The 19,145-nt window shown below is 70.6% G+C and carries 18 protein-coding genes, 1 tRNA gene and 1 riboswitch; of the genes, 9 read left to right on the top strand and 10 right to left on the bottom strand.

Annotated features, from left to right (window positions below):
* Positions 1-2 precede the first annotated feature (2 nt).
* The gene (gene lipA / locus ABTZ99_RS26830) at positions 3-1,007 is read left to right on the top strand and encodes a lipoyl synthase (RefSeq protein WP_498773558.1); all 1,005 of its coding nucleotides are present in this window, start codon (positions 3-5) and stop codon (positions 1,005-1,007) included.
* Here the strand turns inward: lipA and ABTZ99_RS26825 are convergent.
* Positions 982-2,013: a saccharopine dehydrogenase family protein gene (locus tag ABTZ99_RS26825; RefSeq protein WP_498773556.1), complete on the bottom strand. Its 1,032-nt coding sequence runs from the start codon at positions 2,011-2,013 to the stop codon at positions 982-984. The two genes, lipA and ABTZ99_RS26825, sit on opposite strands and share 26 nt — an antisense overlap.
* Before the next feature lie 24 nt (positions 2,014-2,037).
* On the bottom strand, positions 2,038-2,328 hold the full coding sequence (locus ABTZ99_RS26820; RefSeq protein ID WP_499614999.1) for a hypothetical protein: 291 nt from the start codon (positions 2,326-2,328) through the stop codon (positions 2,038-2,040).
* 429 nt (positions 2,329-2,757) lie between these two features.
* Here ABTZ99_RS26820 and ABTZ99_RS26815 point away from each other — a divergent pair, with 429 nt between their 5' ends.
* Entirely contained in the window at positions 2,758-3,162 is a 405-nt protein-coding gene (locus ABTZ99_RS26815; protein ID WP_498773552.1) for a TIGR04141 family sporadically distributed protein, read from the top strand.
* A 5-nt stretch (positions 3,163-3,167) separates the two neighbouring features.
* On the opposite strand, the gene ABTZ99_RS26810 is transcribed toward ABTZ99_RS26815, so the two are convergent.
* Complete coding sequence (locus ABTZ99_RS26810) at positions 3,168-3,608, bottom strand: Lrp/AsnC family transcriptional regulator (RefSeq protein ID WP_499614997.1); 441 nt, start codon at positions 3,606-3,608, stop codon at positions 3,168-3,170.
* Between the two features lie 80 nt (positions 3,609-3,688).
* Here ABTZ99_RS26810 and ABTZ99_RS26805 point away from each other — a divergent pair, with 80 nt between their 5' ends.
* Entirely contained in the window at positions 3,689-4,555 is an 867-nt protein-coding gene (locus ABTZ99_RS26805) for an MOSC domain-containing protein (RefSeq protein WP_499614994.1), read from the top strand.
* On the opposite strand, the gene ABTZ99_RS26800 is transcribed toward ABTZ99_RS26805, so the two are convergent.
* From ABTZ99_RS26800 to ABTZ99_RS26790, 3 genes are all read right to left on the bottom strand, one after another.
* Complete coding sequence (locus ABTZ99_RS26800; protein ID WP_499614992.1) at positions 4,546-5,331, bottom strand: hypothetical protein; 786 nt, start codon at positions 5,329-5,331, stop codon at positions 4,546-4,548. The genes ABTZ99_RS26805 and ABTZ99_RS26800 overlap by 10 nt on opposite strands.
* Before the next feature lie 1,141 nt (positions 5,332-6,472).
* The gene (locus ABTZ99_RS26795; protein WP_499614989.1) at positions 6,473-7,000 is read right to left on the bottom strand and encodes a flavoprotein; all 528 of its coding nucleotides are present in this window, start codon (positions 6,998-7,000) and stop codon (positions 6,473-6,475) included.
* Positions 6,997-8,211: a helix-turn-helix domain-containing protein gene (locus tag ABTZ99_RS26790; protein ID WP_499614987.1), complete on the bottom strand. Its 1,215-nt coding sequence runs from the start codon at positions 8,209-8,211 to the stop codon at positions 6,997-6,999. The genes ABTZ99_RS26795 and ABTZ99_RS26790 overlap by 4 nt, the downstream gene beginning before the upstream one ends.
* 156 nt (positions 8,212-8,367) lie before the next feature.
* Between ABTZ99_RS26790 and ABTZ99_RS26785 the strand changes: the two genes are divergently transcribed.
* Both ABTZ99_RS26785 and ABTZ99_RS26780 read left to right on the top strand, forming a co-directional pair.
* Complete coding sequence (locus tag ABTZ99_RS26785; RefSeq protein ID WP_499614985.1) at positions 8,368-8,943, top strand: bifunctional DNA primase/polymerase; 576 nt, start codon at positions 8,368-8,370, stop codon at positions 8,941-8,943.
* Positions 8,940-9,257: a hypothetical protein gene (locus tag ABTZ99_RS26780; RefSeq protein WP_499614983.1), complete on the top strand. Its 318-nt coding sequence runs from the start codon at positions 8,940-8,942 to the stop codon at positions 9,255-9,257. The genes ABTZ99_RS26785 and ABTZ99_RS26780 overlap by 4 nt, the downstream gene beginning before the upstream one ends.
* Before the next feature lie 104 nt (positions 9,258-9,361).
* Here the strand turns inward: ABTZ99_RS26780 and ABTZ99_RS26775 are convergent.
* From ABTZ99_RS26775 to ABTZ99_RS26765, 3 genes are all read right to left on the bottom strand, one after another.
* Positions 9,362-9,433 (bottom strand) — tRNA-Val (locus ABTZ99_RS26775).
* Between the two features lie 40 nt (positions 9,434-9,473).
* A complete protein-coding gene (locus ABTZ99_RS26770) occupies positions 9,474-9,932 on the bottom strand; it encodes a peroxiredoxin (protein WP_387488623.1) in 459 nt (152 codons plus the stop codon).
* 106 nt (positions 9,933-10,038) lie between these two features.
* On the bottom strand, positions 10,039-10,470 hold the full coding sequence (locus tag ABTZ99_RS26765; protein ID WP_498773535.1) for a DUF3052 domain-containing protein: 432 nt from the start codon (positions 10,468-10,470) through the stop codon (positions 10,039-10,041).
* A gap of 294 nt (positions 10,471-10,764) precedes the next feature.
* Here ABTZ99_RS26765 and aceE point away from each other — a divergent pair, with 294 nt between their 5' ends.
* From aceE to ABTZ99_RS26750, 3 genes are all read left to right on the top strand, one after another.
* Entirely contained in the window at positions 10,765-13,515 is a 2,751-nt protein-coding gene (gene aceE, locus ABTZ99_RS26760; RefSeq protein ID WP_498773533.1) for a pyruvate dehydrogenase (acetyl-transferring), homodimeric type, read from the top strand.
* Positions 13,516-13,674: 159 nt separating this feature from the next.
* Positions 13,675-15,669, top strand: a complete 1,995-nt coding sequence (locus ABTZ99_RS26755) for a substrate-binding domain-containing protein (protein WP_499614980.1) — start codon at positions 13,675-13,677, stop codon at positions 15,667-15,669.
* 2 nt (positions 15,670-15,671) lie between these two features.
* On the top strand, positions 15,672-16,907 hold the full coding sequence (locus ABTZ99_RS26750) for an extracellular solute-binding protein (protein ID WP_498773529.1): 1,236 nt from the start codon (positions 15,672-15,674) through the stop codon (positions 16,905-16,907).
* Here ABTZ99_RS26750 and pnuC read toward each other — a convergent pair.
* On the bottom strand, positions 16,904-17,533 hold the full coding sequence (gene pnuC, locus ABTZ99_RS26745) for a nicotinamide riboside transporter PnuC (RefSeq protein WP_499614978.1): 630 nt from the start codon (positions 17,531-17,533) through the stop codon (positions 16,904-16,906). The genes ABTZ99_RS26750 and pnuC overlap by 4 nt on opposite strands.
* 51 nt (positions 17,534-17,584) lie before the next feature.
* Positions 17,585-17,708: riboswitch (FMN riboswitch) on the bottom strand.
* A gap of 143 nt (positions 17,709-17,851) precedes the next feature.
* Between pnuC and ABTZ99_RS26740 the strand changes: the two genes are divergently transcribed.
* Entirely contained in the window at positions 17,852-19,099 is a 1,248-nt protein-coding gene (locus tag ABTZ99_RS26740; protein WP_498773525.1) for a phytase, read from the top strand.
* The last annotated feature ends 46 nt before the right edge of the window (positions 19,100-19,145 follow it).

Genomic DNA, 19,145 nt, shown 5'->3' with positions numbered 1-19,145 from the left:
TCGTGACCGTCGTACCTGAAGGTCGGAAGCTGCTGCGGCTGGAAGTCCGCAACAGCCAAACGCCCATCGAGAAGAAGCCCTCGTGGATCAAGACCAAGGCGAAGATGGGCCCCGAGTACCGGGAGCTCAAGGGCCTGGTCAAACGCGAGGGCCTGCACACGGTGTGCGAAGAGGCCGGTTGTCCCAACATCTACGAGTGCTGGGAAGACCGGGAGGCCACCTTCCTGATCGGTGGCGAGCAGTGCACCCGTCGCTGCGACTTCTGCCAGATCGACACCGGCAAGCCCGCCGACCTGGACCGCGACGAACCGCGGCGGGTGGCGGAGTCGGTGCAGGCCATGGGGCTGCGCTACTCGACCGTGACCGGCGTGGCGCGTGACGACCTGGCCGACGGCGGCGCGTGGCTGTACGCGGAGACCGTCCGCCAGATCCACGAGCTGAACCCGGGCACCGGCGTCGAGCTGCTGATCCCGGACTTCAACGCGGTGCCCGAGCAGCTGGCCGAGGTGTTCTCGTCGCGGCCCGAGGTGCTGGCGCACAACCTGGAGACCGTGCCGCGGATCTTCAAGCGCATCCGGCCCGCGTTCCGCTACGAGCGGTCGCTGGAGGTCATCACCGCGGCCCGCGAGGCCGGCCTGGTGACGAAGTCCAACCTGATCCTGGGCATGGGCGAGACGCCGGACGAGGTCACCGAGGCGTTGAGCGACCTGTACGACGCGGGCTGCGAGATCATCACCATCACGCAGTACCTGCGGCCCTCGCCCCGGCACCACCCCGTGGAGCGGTGGGTGAAGCCGGAGGAGTTCGTGACCCACAAGGAGACCGCCGAGGGCATCGGGTTCTCCGGTGTCATGGCCGGTCCCCTGGTCCGCTCGTCCTACCGCGCCGGGCGGCTGTACGCGCAGGCCGTGCAGAAGCGCGGCGACGTGCTGCCGGAGAACCTGCGCCACCTGCTCGAGGCGGGCAGCGCGGCGCAGGAGATCACCTCACTGTTGTCGGCTCGCTGACCACCACGCCGTCCAGCGCTCGGACGTAGTCGGAGCCGAACGCGCTGGACGGCGTGTGCGCGCCGGGGGTCGTGCCGGCGAGGCGTTGCACGGCTCGGACCACCGAGTCGGCGGTGAGGTCGTAGGCGTTCGGCCCGGTGAGCGCGGCGCGGACCCGGTGGCCCTCGTCGTCCCAGACCTCGCCGAACACCTCGCAGCGGGTCTTGGCCCTGGTCGCGGCGCTCGGGCCGCCGATGCGCCCGGCCAGCGCCCGGCCGAGCCGTTGGGCCAGGTCGGTGCGCAGCAGCGGCGCGGTGAGCGGCTGGAGCTTGCCCAGCACGCCCGGGATCGTGGTGAACGTCGTGACGTTCGGGATGCCGGTGGACCGGTAGGCCGTGCTCACGTCGCCCCACGGGATGGCGCCGACCTCCCTCGGCCGGTCGCGGAAGTGCGCCGTGCGTCGACGGTGGCCGAGCCGGACGCCGCGGATCTCGCCGTCCACCCGCGCCCGTCCCCCACCGCCCGAGCCTTCGACGGCGGTCAGCGCCGTGCCCGTGCTGGCGCCGCCCTGGACCACGAACGCGAGGTCGAGGTGCGTGGCCGTGGGCAGGGCGTCGTGCAGCATCGCGGCGAGGCAGTCGGTGGGGACGACGTCGAACCCGGCGCCGGGAAGCAGCACCACGCCGGCGCGCTTCGCCTCCTCGTCACGCCGGCTGACGGCCTCGAACACGTCGATCTCGCCGGTGATGTCGACGTAGTGCGTCCCGGACTCCAGGCAGGCGTCCACCATCGGCCTTGAGGTGGACGAGAACGGCCCGGCGCAGTGGGCGACCGCGTCCACGTCCCGGAGCGCTCGCGCCGCGTCCCGGAGGTCGAAGACCCGGTGCTCCAGCCCCAGCCGTTCGGCGAGGGGCCGCACCTTCGCCGCGTCCCGCCCGGCCAGCACCGGCCGCAACCCGCGTCGCACGGCCAGTTCCGCCACCAGCGTGCCGGTGAACCCGTAAGCGCCGTAAACCATCCACGTCATGCACTAGAAGCTACTCGCAGGTAGCTAAGCCGACGACCGGCGGCGCACCACGACGCTCCCGACCACCAGCAACGCACCCAACACGCAGACGGGAGCGGCCCAGGCCAACCGCTCCAGACGCAGCCGGCCGCAGATCTCGAGGAACGCCGCGCCCTCCGCCTCGACCGCGACGCGGTCGAACCCGAAGCCCACGCTGTTGCCGCAGGAGACGGAGAACCCGGACGGCGAGTCGGTGGACAGGGGCAGCAGCATGATCAGCAACCCGGCCAGGAAGAACGCAACACCGACCACCGCGGTGACGGCCCTGGGCGACATGCGAAGAAGTTACGTCTTCGACCCGCCCCGGCATAGGGGGATGCCACATAGGGGGATCCGGTGAGCAGCCCCTAATGGGCCATCCGGCCTACCCGGGGCAAGCGGCACGTCGGTGCGCCGAACGGTCGTACGAGCCGCCGGCCCGATCAGTCGAACCATTCGCGAGAAAGGACGACTTCAGGAAATCTTCAGCACACGACCACCGTCGCAAAACGATAATCACACCATCGAGTGACTTGCTTTCCGATGGCACCACCCAATACGCCCAATGCCGCACCTCAGCGTGCATCTTCGCACCTCATCGCCCGCACCGGGCGGTCCCGCCGCTGAACTCAGACCCCTTGCCGCTCGCCGATCGACTTCACCATTCCACCCGTCCAGGGGTCACGGTTATTGCACCTCCGCCGCCGAAAAGGAGTTCCGACCGCCGTGAACAGCGTTGACGACCGCACCCTGCTGACCGCCCTGGAACGCCGACTGGCCGCCGCGCTGGGCGGCAGCACCCGGTTCGGCCACCTCGCCCTGCGCTGGCCCGCCGCCGCGGCGAGACGGGCCGGCACCACGGTCGCGTTCCGCACCAACGACGTCGGCGGCTACGGCCCGATCCCGCTCGACCGGACCCTGGACGTCACCACCGTCACCACCCGCTTCGCCCAGATCCCGGAGTTCGCCCGGACCGACGAGCTCAAGCAGTCCCGGCTGATCCCCTGCGCCGACCACGAGCGCGAACAACTGCTCACCGCACCGATCCCGATGGACCGCTGGATCGCGTTCGAGACCACCGTCGGGGGCCGCACCTACCGGCTGCGCGAAGGTCGCTGGCACACCGACTGACCGCGTCACGGCTCGTGCTTGACGGTCTTCATGCTTAGGTGGGAGTCGACGCGACCGATGCCGGGCGCGTCCTCCAGCCGGTCGGTGACGAAGCGCTCGAACGACTCCAGGTCCGCGGTCGCGACCCGGAGGAAGTAGTCGGGCAGGCCGAACATCCGGCGGAACTCGACCACCTCGGGGAAGCCCGCGACCACTTCCTCGAACCTGGCGACGGTGGCCCGGTCCTTGACGACGAGGTCGACGTTGACGATCACCTCGAACGCCCGGCCGGTCCGGACCGGGTCGACGCGGGCGTGGTAGCCGGTGATGACGCCGTCCTGTTCGAGGCGGCGCACCCGGCGCAGGCAGGGCGCCGGGGTCAGGCCCACCCGGTCGGCCAGTTCGGTGTTCGTGAGCCGGGCGTCGGAACGGAGCTGCTCGATTATTGCCCGATCGATGCGATCCATACCGGATCATTGCCGAAACCGCAGGTGCTGGACAACATTCGGCAATCGTGTTGCCCGGCGTTGCGGCTACCGTTGCCGCCATGGCGACGATCTCCGCGCTGTACCACTACCCGGTGAAGGGCTGCGCCGGGCTCAGCGTGCCGACCGCCGCGCTGGGCCGTGCGGGCCTCGGCCACGACCGCCGCTTCCTCGTCACCGACCTCACCGGCACCTACCGCTCCCAACGCCGCGACCCGCTGCTGGCCACCATCCACCCGTCCGTCGACGCCGAGCACCTCACCCTCTCCGCACCCAGCGCGGGCACGATCCGGGTGCCGGTCGACTCGACCGCGCCACGGCGGCCGGTCATCCTGTTCGGCCGGCCGTACACCGGGATCGACCAGGGCGAGGACGTCGCCACCTGGCTCACCGCCGTGCTGGGCAAGCCGAGCAGGCTGGTGCTCGCCCCACCCGAACACCACCGCGTCACCGACGGCCTCACGCCGGGCACGTCCGCCTACGCCGACAGCTGCCCGATCCACCTGATGTCGACGGCCTCACTGCGCGACCTGAACACCCGGATCACCGCCCACGGGGGCCAACCGGTGCCGATGAGCCGCTTCCGCCCGAACATCGTGGTCGACGGCTGGGACGCCCACGAGGAAGACCACACCCTCCACCTGACCGCAGGCGACGCCGAACTGGGCTACGCGAAACCCGCGATCCGCTGCGTCGTCACCACGGTCGACCAACCAACCGGCACCAAGTCCGGCCCGGAACCACTGCGCACCCTCGCCACCTACCGCCGCCGGGCCGACGGCGTCGCCTTCGGCGCCAAGCACGCCGTCCTCCGTCCCGGCCACCTCTCCGTCGGCGACGTGCTCATCACCCTCGAACGCTCCGAAGCCGATCTCTCGGCCCCACCCCGAACCACCGTCACCGAACGACCGAGCAGCACTTACGCCTGACCGACGAACACCGCCTTGTCGGAACCGAAATCGGGCTGAAGGGTGATCTGAAGCTCGCCGGCCTGCGCACCGACCGCGAAAGTCGTCTCGTACGTGTAAGTCTTGCCGGGCAGCACCGTGGCATTCTCCAAACCGCCACTCCCACATCCGCCACTGGAGTCGAACACCGTCTCCGCCTTCCGACCGTCGAACTGCGCATCGCTGCCGAACGACAACAGCCCGGCGTCGAACGGCTTGTCGGTGCCGTTGGTGACGGTCACCGTGACTCTCGCCGCACGAGTGATGTTCGACGGCGCCGCGTACTCACCGGGCGTGCACGGCGTGGGCGCGGAAACCTCGACGGCCAGACCGTTGGCCCAGGTGTAGCGCTGGCCCCAGGTGGGCGGCGCCGCTGCCGCCTCGGGCTTCTGCTCGACCGGCGCGACACCGTCCGTGCCGCCGCTGACCTGACCCTGGTTGGTCGAGCCGTTGATGATCTCGTCCAACTTCTCCACCGCCGCTTGCTGGGCCATGACGGTGAAGACGATGCCGAGCACGCAGAGCACGACACCGATCACGGCGATGATCTTCTTGGTGCCGAAGAGGCCGATGAACCCGAGCACGAAACCGACACCGGCGACGACGGCGGTCAGGTTGTTGAAGATGATGATGGGCGAGCCGACAATTCCCACGATGCCGAGAATGAGGGCCGTCCACGCGAGCGCGCCGAACTTGGTCGGCTTCACCACGACCTGCTGGGGGTACGGCTGCGGGTAAGAGGTCTGCTGCTGTTCCATGGCGCACTTCCTCGAAATTCGATGTACGCCGGAGAATCGCCAAGCCCCGAACGATCGTTACAACGTCCACCCGACCGTTATCCCAGCGACCGCAATGTAACGCCCGGCTCATTCCACCCGATAAGCCCGCCCTCACAAAAACGCGAGTTTCATTCAATTACCGACCGGAGTCGGCCTCCCCAACGCCTTCAGCAGCACCAGGACGGCAGCCCGACTCGCCGACCTCAGCTTCACAGCCGGTCACAATCGACGATGTCAACACCCCGGACGTGGTATTCCCCGGCCATCTTCAGCGCGACGGCCTTTGACAGGGCTTGTGCGGTAGAGCACCGTGCTTGTAGGGCAGGTCGGTGGCCCACCTGGCTGGTGGGCCACCGACTCCCTAGCGGGAACAACCGGTGGACTCGGCGTTCACCGGCGGGCGCTCATCCACTTGCAGAGTGCAGCGCCCAGGTATCCGACAACAGCGGTGCCCCCGGCCAGCCAGGTCGGGGTCATCGCTCCGCCAAGCGCGAGCACCCCGGCTCCGGCAGTCCCGAGGTTGCCGATGTCCGTGCAGACTTCGGCAGCCCGTTGCCAGGTACGACGCCCGGACGGCTCACGCCGTGCCGAACGCCCGGACTTCACCAACCACCCCATGTGACCTCCTACCGGGTGGTGCGGATGGCAGTCCTTCCGCCATCCAGCTGGAACAGCGGCGACGGGTGCCCTCAAGAAGTCCTGCATCTAATTGGTACCCGGATTCCGACGATGCACAAGCAAGATCGGCCGACCGGGTAGAGGGCGGAATGCACTCGATCGGCCTATCTAAAATGACCCCCGGTTGCACACCGGACACACTGATGCCGAATCGGATGTCGCTGTCCGTCCCGAGCCAAGGGCCGCACCCGGCACTGATTCCCGCCGACCAGCGATTTGACGTCGGCTCGGCGCAACGCCGACACCGGGTTCCGCCCTAACGGCCCAAGACCGGCACAACGCTCAGTATTGTCCCCGCGAAAGTCCGACGCCGAAGTCGAGGTCGATGCGCACGCTCAGTAGGCACCTGGGGGAAGCCACTCGGGCGATCTTGCCACCGTCACTCACCCGACTCACTACCGCCCGCACCTGCCACTCGGCGGCAGCGGACCCGGCGCACCACCTACTCGACGGCGTCAAGGGCCAGGTGCCACGGATAGTCGGCCAGCACGCTGCCGCCGGTCCTCGGTGGGTGCGGGCGGAAGCCACGTTCGCCGAACAGCACCTTCACGCCGGACGACCGCAACGCGTCGATGCTGCGGTGGAGGACCGGATTGGCGGCGAGGGCGGTGTTGACGAAGGGCAGGACGGCGATCGGCACGCCGAGCCCGGTGAGTTCGGCGAGCTGCGTCAGCACGTAGGTGTCGGCGATGCCGGCCGCCCATTTGTTGATCGTGTTGTAGGTGGCGGGCGCGACGACGACCGCATCGGCGCGAGGTAGCGCCGACTGCCCCTGGCGCTGGTAACCGGTCCGGACGGGGTGGCCGGTGAGTTGTTCGACCTTGTCCAGGTCGAGGAAGTGCTCAACCGCGGCGGGCGTGGCGACGCAGTAGACCGACCAGCCCCTGTCCTGGGCGAGGTCGATGGCGACGTCGATGCGATCAGCCGGGCCGGCGCCGCAGACGATCAGGTACAGGACTCGTTCGGTCATGCGGGCACTCCGGCTCGGTGAGCCATCTGGCGGACCTGGCGGGCGGGTTCACCGGTGGTGGTCGACAGGAGCGTGCGCAGCACGGTGTGGGCCGCCGGTCGGCAGCGGACTTCCTGTGGTGCGACGCGTTCGGCCCGAGCCAGGGTGCGGGCGGCTTCGGCGTAGTCGCCGCGGTGGGTGTTGGCCTTCGTCAGGTCGAGCAGGTAGTTGGCTCGACGCTCCGGCGGCAGGGCGTTGAGAGCGCCCTGCGGGATGGTGCTCGCGAGGTGGAGTGCTGCCTCCGCCTCGTGGAGCCGGACCAGAGCGGACACCCGGTGAATCGCCACGTTGGCGCGACCGAAGTGCGTGTGGTGGACGGCGTAGTGAGGCTCCATGCGTTCCGCCGCGTGGAGCGCTTCCTCGTGCATCGCCAATGCCGGCCCGGCGTTCTCCTGCTCGGCGGCGGAGATGGCGGCGGCCAGGTAGAGCATCCCGTAGAGGGAGAGCAGGGCGCCGGGGTCGCGCTGGACCTCGAAGCGCATCCGGTCGGTCATGCCGAGGAGGACCTCGACGGCTTCCGCGCGTTGACGGGCGGCGGTCATGGCGCGGGCGACGCTGCGGGTGGCCCGCGCTTGTGACCAGGTGTCGTCCACTGCCAGAGCGGTGTGCATGGAGCGGTCGGCGGCCAGCCAGGCCAGGTCGTGGCTCTCGAACTTGAGCAGCATCGACGACGCCAGGCGGTAGGACGTGACGAGGACGCGGTGGGCTTCCACCTCCTCGTCCGGCGAAGCCGCCAGAGCGACCACCTGTGCGTTCTCCAACAGCTTCGGGAGCTGTTGGGCGATCGTGGTGAAGTGCGATGAGGCCCAGGCGTGGTCCAGGTACTCCGCCTGGCGGGTCAGCTGAGCGACCGCACGCGGTTCCCGAACCGGGTTCGCCAGGCCCGGGTAGCGACCGAGCGCGGCACGGATCGCCGTGACCTCTGCCGCGTCCACGCAGTTCGCGGCGCGAGCCGCCGCGGACGCGTCGGTGAGAACGGTCGAGTCGATCGACAACGCGTCCGCGACCAACTCGATGATCCGGATGCGGGCCAGGTCGCGCTCACCGGACTCGACCTTGTCCAGCCACGACGTCGACCGGCCGATCATGTCGGCGAACTGCTTGCGGCCCAGGTTGCGGCGCAGGCGCCAGTAGCGGACACGATCGCCGATCTCCTCGGGGGTGTCCGACATCCGCCCTCCGCTGGTCATCGGCCCTGGGTACGACCTCAGCGTAGCCGGTCGTCCGTCACACATTTTGTACGACTTGTGACGCTCAGTGGTGCCTACCGTGACCCCGCCATCCACTTCCGCGATGGCCACCGGAGATCACCGCAGAAGGGCACGAGAGTGCGAACCAGCCCACCGGACACGCCAACACGGATCACCCTGCACGCAGCTCTGACCTACGCCGAGCTGGGCTGGCCGGTCCTGCCGGGAGCCATTTGGCACAACGGGCACTTCGCGGATCCGGAGGACGAAGCCCCGGTCACCGACCCTTGTCTCCAACCGTCCGGTAAGGCGACCACGGACGTCGCCCGGGTGCGCGAGTGGTGGTCGAAGCCCGGACTGCACCAGCCCAACATCCTCACCGTCACCGGTCCGCGCTTGGGCGCGTTCATGGTCTCCGAGAACCTTGTGATGGCGTTGGCCGACGACGCTCGGTTCGCCGCCGTGCCGACGCCGGTGATGGCTTTCCCGAACATGCCGATCGCCTACTTCCTCGTCCGGCCACCGCTGCCCTCGCTACTGCTGGGCGACGAGGCTCGGGTCGTGGCCGAGGGCATGCCCATGCCGCTGCCACCGAGCGCCCTCGGCGACACGGCGGCGATCTGGCTGGTCACTCCGGAGGAGGCGGGCAACGTCCTGTTGACCGGCGACGAACTCGTCGAGCTGATCGAGTCGGCGGAAAGGAGGACCGCGTGAACGAGTCGATGCACGAGCCGGCGGCCGGTGAAGCTCCGCGGCTGTTCGCGATCGTCGAGGAGTACGGCGACGCGGAGGACCTCCGGGTCGCGGCCTACGGCTTGGCCTACGACGACCGCGCCGAGGTCAACTCGGTCGAGGGCGACTTCCGCCTCGACTCCCAGAGCCCGGAGCACGCACGGACCCTGTTCGAGATCAGCTCCCGTTCAGCAGGCGTCCAGCGGGTGCACGTGATCTGGCTGGACGAGACCCGAGGCCCGCAGCCGGACCACAGCGGATCTCGAAAGGGCGGAGCGAAGGCGCGACAGCGCTGAAGCGAAGCCCGCCGATATGGGGGCCAGGGGCGACAGCCACGGCGGGGGTCCGGGGGCGGAGCCCGCCGGGCGGGGTCTGGGGGTTGCACCCCCAGGGGACGCAGTGGGCGCGGCAGGATTCGAACCTGCGACCGCTCGGGTGTAAACCGAGTGCTCTTCCGCTGAGCTACGCGCCCCCGAAGCGCCGGCCGGCTCCGCGACCGGCGCCGGACGGTATCAGGACAAGGCTGCCACGGCCTTCTTCCACGCCTCCTGGTCGCGCGGCTCACCGGGGGCGTTCACCTCGGCGTAGCGGACCACGCCGGCGGTGTCGATGAGGAACGTGCCGCGGTTCGCCAGACCCGCCTGCTCGTTGAACACGCCGTACGCCTGGGCCACCTGCCCGTGCGGCCAGAAGTCCGACAGCAGCGGGAACTGGTAGCCCTCCTGGGCCGCCCACGCCTTCAAGCTGAACGGTGTGTCCACCGACACACCGATGACCTGCACGTTCTCGTCCTCGTACGCGGCCAGCTCGTCGCGCACCTGGCACAGCTCGCCGGTGCAGATTCCGCTGAACGCGAACGGGTAGAACACCAGCAGCACGTTGCGCTCACCTCGGAACGAGGACAGCGTCACGGGCTGCTTGTTGTAGTCGTTGAGCGTGAAGTCAGGTGCCTGCGCGCCGACCTCGACCATGCAACCCTCCACTGGAACCGTGCAACCCGAAGAACGGGCTCCACCCGATCGGGGAGCCCGCCGTCGAGCCTAGGGCATGTCCGGCGGTCGGCGTGCCTGGTCGCGGTCAGCGCTTCGTCTTGGCCGACTTCGGCGCGACGAGCCTGATCGCGGACCAGTCGCCGCTCGCCGGGATGTTGGAGGTCTGGGCGAGCCCCGCGGTGGACACGGCCTCGGCGATGTCACTCGGCTCGACGTGACCGGACCGGCCTGTCTTGGGCGTCAGCACCCAGATCACGCCGTCGTCGGACAGGGCGGTGGTGGCGTTGATCAAGGCGTCGGCGAGGTCGCCGTCCTCCTCGCGCCACCACAGCAGGACCACGTCCATGACCTCGTCGGAGTCCTCATCGAGCAGATCACCGCCCACCCGCTCCTCGATCGCGGCACGGAGGTCGTCGTCGACGTCCTCGTCCCAGCCGATCTCCTGGACCACGCTGCCCGGTTCGATCCCGAGCCTGTCGGCGACACCGATCTTGCCGGCGTCTTCCGCGGCGACCACGGCTTCCACTCCTCCAAGTACACAAGAGCGGCAGTCGGGGTACGACTGCCGCGATGTCACTACCAGTCGCGGCTAGCGAACACTGTCAGCCCCACCACGCGCAACCGTAAGGGCCAAGACACGCCGCATCGGGTACCCCCGAGTGAGGTGCCCGAACGGCATGAGGCAGGCTCTGCACACCTCCTATTCGCGCGCGCGAGAGAAACGATCCAGAGTTACTCACCGGTAGAGGTGACGGGACCGTGACTGTCGGGCGACGATGGAGTTGAGAAGACCCCGGAACGAGGAGATCCCTTGGCCCCGCAGAACCCCCCCGAGCGGGTACGCGTCATCCGTGACGGTCTGGCCGCCCACCTCCCCGACATCGACCCGGAGGAGACCGCGGAGTGGCTGGAGTCGTTCGACGCCGCGCTCAAGGGCGGCGGGCAGCAGCGCGCCCGCTACCTGATGCTGCGGCTGCTCGAGCGGGCCAGGGAGAGCCACGTCGGCGTCCCGTCGCTGACCAGCACGGATTACGTGAACACCATTCCCACCGAGCGCGAGCCGTGGTTCCCCGGCGACGAGGAGGTGGAGCGCCGCTACCGGGCCTGGATCCGGTGGAACGCGGCGATGACCGTGCACCGCGCGCAGCGCCCCGGCGTCGGCGTCGGCGGTCACATCTCGACCTACGCGTCGTCGGCCAGCCTCTACGAGGTCGGCTTCAACCACTTCTTCCGGGGCAAGGACCACCCCGGCGGCGGTGACCACGTGTTCGTGCAGGGCCACGCCTCTCCCGGCGTGTACGCCCGCGCGTTCCTCGAGGGCCGGCTGTCCGCCGAGCAGCTCGACGGCTTCCGCCAGGAGTTCTCGCACGCGGGACCGGGCGGCGGCCTGCCGTCGTACCCGCACCCGCGGCTGATGCCGGACTTCTGGGAGTTCCCCACCGTGTCCATGGGCCTCGGCCCGATGAACGCGATCTACCAGGCGCGGTTCAACCGCTACCTGCGCGACCGCGGTATCAAGGACACGTCCGACCAGCACGTGTGGGCGTTCCTCGGCGACGGCGAGATGGACGAGCCGGAGTCGCGCGGCCTGCTGCAGGTCGCGGCGAACGAGCAGCTGGACAACCTGACCTTCGTGGTGAACTGCAACCTGCAGCGCCTCGACGGCCCGGTCCGCGGCAACGGCAAGATCATCCAGGAGCTGGAGGCGTTCTTCCGCGGCGCGGGCTGGAACGTCATCAAGGTCATCTGGGGCCGCGAGTGGGACTCGCTGCTGCACGCCGACCGCGACGGCGCGCTGGTCAACCTGATGAACACCACGCCGGACGGCGACTACCAGACGTACAAGGCCAACGACGGCGCCTACGTCAAGGAGCACTTCTTCGGGCGCGACCCGCGCACGAAGGAGCTGGTCGCGCCGATGTCCGACGACGAGGTGTGGAACCTCAAGCGCGGCGGGCACGACTACCGCAAGGTCTACGCGGCGTACAAGGCGGCGGTGGAGCACCACGGCCAGCCGACGGTCATCCTCGCCAAGACCATCAAGGGCTACGGCCTGGGCCCGCACTTCGCGGCGCGCAACGCCACGCACCAGATGAAGAAGATGACCCACGAGGACCTGAAGCTCTTCCGGGACAGCCTGCGCATCCCGATCGAGGACAAGGACCTGGACCCGTACCTGCCGCCGTACTACCACCCCGGCAAGGACTCCCCGGAGATCCAGTACCTGCTGGAGCGGCGCAAGCAGCTCGGCGGGTTCGTGCCGGAGCGGCGGACCAAGTCCAAGGCGCTGGTGCTGCCGGGCGACAAGGTCTACGACGTGATCAAGCGGGGCTCGGGCAAGCAGGAGGTCGCCACCACGATGGCGTTCGTCCGGCTGGTCCGCGACCTGGCCAAGGACCCGGAGATCGGCGGCCGGATCGTGCCGATCATCCCGGACGAGGCGCGCACGTTCGGCATGGACTCGATGTTCCCGGCTCAGAAGATCTACAACCCGAACGGGCAGATGTACACCTCCGTGGACGCCCAGCTGATGCTGGCGTACAAGGAGAGCGAGCAGGGCCAGATCCTGCACGAGGGCATCAACGAGGCCGGTTCGACCTCGTCGTTCACCGCGGCGGGCACGTCCTACGCCACGCACGGCGAGCCGATGATCCCGATCTACATCTTCTACTCGATGTTCGGGTTCCAGCGGACCGGTGACGGCCTGTGGGCGGCGGCGGACCAGATGGCGCGCGGTTTCGTGCTCGGCGCCACGGCCGGTCGCACCACGCTGACCGGCGAGGGGCTCCAGCACGCCGACGGGCACTCGTTGCTGCTGGCGCACACCAACCCGGCCGTGGTGGCGTACGACCCGGCGTGGTCGTTCGAGGTGGCGCACATCGTCAAGGACGGCCTGCGGCGGATGTACGGCGAGAACGCCGAGAACATCTTCTACTACATGACCGTCTACAACGAGCCGTACCAGCAGCCGGCCGAGCCCGAGGGCCTGGACGTGGACGGCCTGCTCAAGGGCCTGTACCGGTACCAGGTGGCGCCGGCGCAGGCCGGGCCGCGGGCCCAGCTGCTGGCCTCGGGCGTGGCCATGCCGTGGGCGGTCAAGGCGCAGCAGGTGCTCGCCGACGAGTGGGGCGTGCAGGCCGACGTGTGGTCGGCGACGTCGTACTCGGAGCTGCGGCGCGAGGCGGTCGAGGTCGACCGGCACAACCTGCTGCACCCCGACCAGGAGCCCCGCGTGCCGTACGTCACGCAGGCGCTGGCGGACGCGGCGGGTCCCGTGGTGGCGGTGTCGGACTGGATGAGCGCGGTGCCGGACCTGATCCGGCCGTACGTGCCGACCGACATGACCACGCTGGGCACCGACGGGTTCGGCTTCTCCGACACCCGGCCGGCGGCGCGGCGGCACTTCCTGGTCGACACGGAGTCGATCGTGGTGGCCACGCTGGCGGCGTTGGCCAAGCGCGGCGAGATCCAGCAGTCGCTGGTCGTGCAGGCGGCCCGGAAGTACAAGATCGACGACGTGAGCGCGGCGGGCCCGTCCACGTCGGACGCCGGTCTGGCCTGATCGTCACCCTCGGGGGCGGCACGCGTGGTGACGCGGCCGCCCCCGAGGCGTGTCCGCAGTAGTGCGGCCGACCAGCGGAACTATCCGCTTTGCCGCTGCGGGATGTGATCCGCCCCATAGACTTGCCCCCACAATCCGGCGTTCCAACGAGGGGTCGGGGTGGGGACGCAGCCGCAGCACGCGTTGCACCGCACGGTCGTGGTCGTCGACGTGTCCGCGTTCGGTCGGCGGTTGCGCGTGCCGCAGGAGGAGATCAGGCGCGGGCTGTACGCGGCGCTGGAGGCGGCGTTCGACGACAACGGGCTGGACTGGTCGGCGACCCACCACGAGGACCGCGGCGACGGCGTGTTCGTGCTCGTGCCGCCCGACGTGCCCAAGAGCCGGGTGGTGGACGGCGTGCCGCACGCGTTGCTCGGCGAGCTGCGCCGGTACAACGCGACCCGCAACGAGGACGCCCGCATGCGGCTGCGGATGGCGATCACGGCGGGCGAGGTGCAGCACGACGAGCACGGCGTGGTCGGCGACGAGGTGACGCTGGCGTTCCGGCTGCTCGACTCCAAGCCGCTGCGGGAGGCGCTGGACGGCTCGACCGCGGTGTTCGCGCTGATCGTCTCCGACCGGTTCTACGACGACGTGGTGCGGCCCGACCCGGCGCTGGACCCGGAGTCGTTCCGCCGCGTGAGCGTGGACGTCAAGGAGGTCCACGGGCGCGCGTGGCTGCACGTGCCGGACCGCGCCGCGCCCGCCCCCGCGCCGAAGCCGAAGAAGGCGCCGCGCCGACGCCCCAAGCCGCCGTGGGCTCGGCTCGGGCTGACCGTGCTGCTGGTCGGGGCGGGCGCGGTGGACGCCTTCGGCGCGCGGCCGCCCGTCGTGCCGCCCTGCCCTCCCCCGGTCCAGTTGAACGTGCTGGTGTCGGCCGAGAAGGAGGCGGTGGTCCGCTCGCTCGCGCTGGAGCTGGAGAACGACTCCGCGGGCTGCAAGGAGTTCAACGTCCTGGTGTTCACGGGCAAGTCGTCCGACCAGGGCGCGGCCGAGGCGCTGGGACGCGGCTGGCAGCCGGGCGACCTGACGGCGGAGGGCCCCGAGCCGCACGTGTGGCTGCCGGACAGCACCGCCGAGGTGCGGGCGATCGAGGACGCCCTGAGCCGGCGCTCGGACGTGGAGCTGCACGTCCGGGCAGGGGTGGCGCTGTCGCCGGTGGTGCTGGGCGCGTCGGAGGAGCTGGCCGGGCAGATCGCGCCGGACGACGAGTTCGAGTGGCGGCACGTGGCGCGGCCCGCGGCGGTGGACACGACCTCGGGCGTCGGCCTCCTGGCGGCGTCCGCGTTGGCGCAGGCGGAGCTCGGCCCGGACCTGGACTCGCACCGCGCGGCGCGGGTGCTGCACGACATCACCCGGCGCACGAGCACCGACGCGCCGTGCGCGGGCGACGTGGCGCTGGTCGGGTCGGAGCAGGCGGTGGCGCGCACCGAGGGCTGCCGGGTGCTCTACCCCCGCGACGGCGCGCTGGTGCTGGACCACCCGTTCGTGGAGGTCGCCCGGCCGCAACGGCCGAACCCGCGGCGGCAGCGGATCGTGCAGCGGCTGCTGGAGCACCTGCGGTCCCCCTCCGCGCAGGACCAGTTCAAGCGCGCGGGGTTCCGCGACCTGGCCTGGAACGTGATCGCGCGACCGGGTTCGGGCGTGCGGCCGGACCGACCGCAGGCGCTGTCACCCCAGCTCGACCCGAGGGAGGTCCGGGAGGCGTGGGAGGCGGCGAGCAGGCCGCGGGTGATCGGGGTGGCCGGTGACGGCTCGGCGGCGGCGGACCTGTTCGCGTCCCGGGTCCGGACGTTGGTCGGTCCGCGTGACCGGGTGGTGACGCTGCCGTTGACGGAGGGCGTGTTCGAAGCGGGCGCCGCGCAGCACGCGCACGTCGTGGTGCTGGTGTCGGCGACGCAGGTCCCGTCGATCCCCAAGACCGCCGGCGGTCCCGTCCGGGTGGTGGCCGTCGGGTTCACGGAGGGCGCGTGCGCGGCCTCAGCGCCTCTCTACGAGGCCGCGCTGGCCCACGGAGGGCAGTGCCAGGGGATCTTCGACCGGAACGGCTCCGGGGCCACTCAGCGCCAGGAAGACGCCCTGGACGCCATAGCGCGCGCTGCGTGGGGAGGGTGACCTTGATCCGTGTCCCGCTGTCGCTGGTGGCGCTCCTGGCGCTCCTGGCGGCCTGCACGACCCCGGTCCGGGACGACGCGGCGGACGGCGTCGGGCCGATCACGTTCGTGGACGGCCGCGACACCACCGCGGACCGGCAGGTGCACGAGCTGGTCGACCGCTGGAACGAGCGGGCCAGCAGGCGCGAGCAGGTGGAGTTCGTGGAGATGCCGACGTCCACCGACGCGCACCGGGCCCAGCTGACCGCGCGGTCGCAGGACCTGAAGGGCGTGCGCGGCAGCCCGGAGTGCTACGACGTGATGGCCGTGGACACGGTGTGGACGGCGCCGTTCGCCGCGGCGGGGCACTTGGAGCCGCTGGACCCGGCCGAGTTCGACGTGGGCCGGATGCTGCCGGAGTCGGTGAACGCGGCGAGGTCGCCGGACGGGGGCGAGCTCTGGGCGATCCCGTGGCGCAGCGACGCCGGGTTGCTCTACTACCGCAAGGACGTGCTCGCGGAGGAACGGGTGGACCCGCCGACCTCGTGGCAGGAGCTGCGGCGGCAGGCGAGCGAGATCGCGCCGCACCACGACCTGGACGGCTTCGTCGGCCAGTTCGGGCGCTACGAGGGCCTGGTCGTGAACATGGCCGAGGCGGTCTGGGCGCACGGCGGCGACCTGGAGCGCCTGGACGCCGCCGAGACGAAGGCGGGCGTGCGTGCCGTCGCCGACGGCTTCGCGCAGGGCTGGATCCCGCGCGAAGCCCGCGACTACGACGAGCTGGCCTCGCTGGAGGCGTTCCAGTCCGGTCGGGCGCTGTTCATGCGCAACTGGCCGTTCGCCGGGCCGGTGCTGGACGGCGACGAGTCGGAGGTGCGCGACAAGTGGGGCAAGGTGGCGCTGCCGTGGCCCAGCGCGCTGGGCGGGTGGAACCTGGCCGTGTCGCGGTGCTCGGCGAACCAGAAGACCGCCCGCGAGTTCATCAAGTTCATCACCCGCGACGACAACCAGCGGCGCATGAGCAGGCTCGCCGGGTGGGCGCCCACCTCCCGCGCGCTGTACGAGGAGCCGGACCTGGTGCCGCGCGAGCTGCGGGACAGCCTGCTCGGCGCCCGGATCCGACGCCCGTCGCCGCACTACGACGAGCTGACCGGCGTGATGCAGGAGAGCCTGCACCACGTGCTGGACAACCCGGACTCGGTCGACCAGTCGCTGGACCAGCTCGCGGACGACCTCGCCAGGGCCGCCGAGGGCCGTTAGGCGGCGGCGGCGACGCGCCTGGTGGTCTGCTTCGCGGCGCGGTTCCAGTCGATCCAGCCGCGGATCACCAGGACGGCGAAGACCGTGTAGACGAGCGCGCTGAACCACAGCCCGGACTGGATCTGCAACGGCACGCCGATCGCGTCCACCACCAGCCACACCAGCCAGAACTCGACCAGGCCGAGGCCCTGGAGGGTGAAGGCGAGCACGGTCCCGACGAAGATCGCGGCGTCCGGCCACGGCGCCCACGAGGCGTCCAGCGCGTCCAGCAGCAGCGCGAACGCGACCGTGCCGAGGACGAAGGCCGCCGCCACGGCGAGGCGTTCCCGCGCGGTGCCCTTGCGGACCACCACGCCGAACACCGGGTCGCGCCGGCGCGTCCACGCCCACCAGCCGTAGAGCGTGATCAGCGCGATCACCACCTGGCGCGCGGCCGTGCCACCGAGCTGCGCGGACACGTAGACCACGAACAGCAGCGCGACCGAGACCAGCTGCACGGGCCAGGTCCACAGCGAGCGCTTCTGCGCCAGGTACACCACGACCAGGGCGAAGACCTGGCCGATGAACTCGGCCCAGGACACCTTCTGCCCGAACACCGTGAAGCCCTGCTCCATCAAGACGTGCACCGCGTCCTCCATCCCCGACAGGCGTCCCCGGGGCATGGCAGGCCGACGGCACACGCGCGCCTCCCATCCGGACTTTCACCGTCGGCCCCGGAATTCCACCGGATCAACCGCCCTGGTGGGCGGGTCGCGGGCTGTCACCGCCGGTTCGGATTTCCACCGAGCCCCGGAGCGCGTGTCTCTCATTGCGTCGGAACATCATCTCGCCCGGAACTGTTCCTGGGGTGATCGACGGCACAGTGCGCACGATCCGAGAACGCACCCACTCGTGGTCATCTCGACTTCAGCGCCGGTACACCGGCGGCCGGTAGCTTCCGCCGAATGCGAATCCTGCTCATGGCCGCGGTGGTGCCGCTGCTCATCGCCTCTTCACCCGGGCCGGACGTGGTGGTGCCGGTCGCGCAGACCCGCGCGTTCGTCGACGACGCGTCCGGGCTGCCGGCCAACGCCGACGCCGACGACCCGGCGATCTGGGTGCACCCGCGCTCGGCCCGGCAGAGCGTCGTGCTGGGCACGTTGAAGGAGGGCGGGCTGGCCGCGTTCGACCTGGCCGGTCGGACCCTCGGCACCTACCCGGCGCCGCTGCCGCCGACGCCGGAGGCCAAGCCCGGCCGGTTCAACAACGTCGACGTGCTCGGGCGGGTGCCGGTCGGCGGGCGTTCCCGGGACCTGGCGTTCGTCAGCGACCGCGGCCGGGACCGGATCCGGGTCTACGAGATCGACGGTCGCGGCGCGGCGGCGGGTGCCGCGGTGGTGCGGGACGTGACCGACCCGGGCGCGCGGCCGGTGTTCTCCTCGTCGGAGGAGGAAGTGGACGACCAGCGCACCGCCTACGGCCTGGCGGCCGGGTTCGTCGGCCGCACGCCGGTCGTCGTGACGAACCGGCGCAACGAGACCAGGGTCGCGTTGCTGCGCGTGACGGCGGGCCCGGGCGGTTCGGTCGGCACGGCGGTGGTGGCGGCGCTGGACCTGCCGTCGTCGTTCCCGCTGCCCGACGGCACGACCTGGACGCCGTGCGGCGAGCCGGGTGAGGGCCCCCAGTTGGAGGGCATGGTGGTCGACTCCGAGCACGGCGTGCTGTACGCGGCGCAGGAGGACGTCGGCATCTGGCGCGTGCCGCTGCGGGCGACCGGTTTCGGCACGCCCGCGCTGATCGACAAGGTTCGCTCGTTCGGGGTACCGCAGACCTACGACCCGGAGACCGAGGAGTGCTCCGTCTCCGGCGCCGACCCCGGCTTCGGCGGCCGGCACCTGACCGCCGACGCCGAGGGGCTCACCGTCGGCGACGACTACCTCATCGCGTCCAGCCAGGGCGACTCGCGGTTCGTGGCCTACGAGCGGACCGGCCGCAACTCCTACGTCGGCGAGTTCGTCGTCGGCGCGGGCCGGGGCAACGACTCGGTCGAGCACTCCGACGGCGCGCACCTGGTGACCGCCGACCTCGGGCCCGCCTACCCGGAAGGGCTGCTCGTCGTGCACGACGGCGAGCGCACCCCGACCGCGGGCGACCTGCCGACCACCGGCTTCGCGTACGTGAGCTGGGAGGACGTGCTCGACGAGCTGGACTGACCGAGAACGCCGACAGGCCGCCGCCCGTGCTACCGGGTGGCGGCCT

The sequence above is a fragment of the Actinosynnema sp. NPDC002837 genome, assembly GCF_040295345.1.
In the GTDB taxonomy this organism is placed as follows: Bacteria; Actinomycetota; Actinomycetes; order Mycobacteriales; family Pseudonocardiaceae; genus Actinosynnema.
The sequence above is the reverse complement of the archived record's forward strand: the minus strand, read 5'-3'. Positions and strand labels throughout refer to the sequence as shown.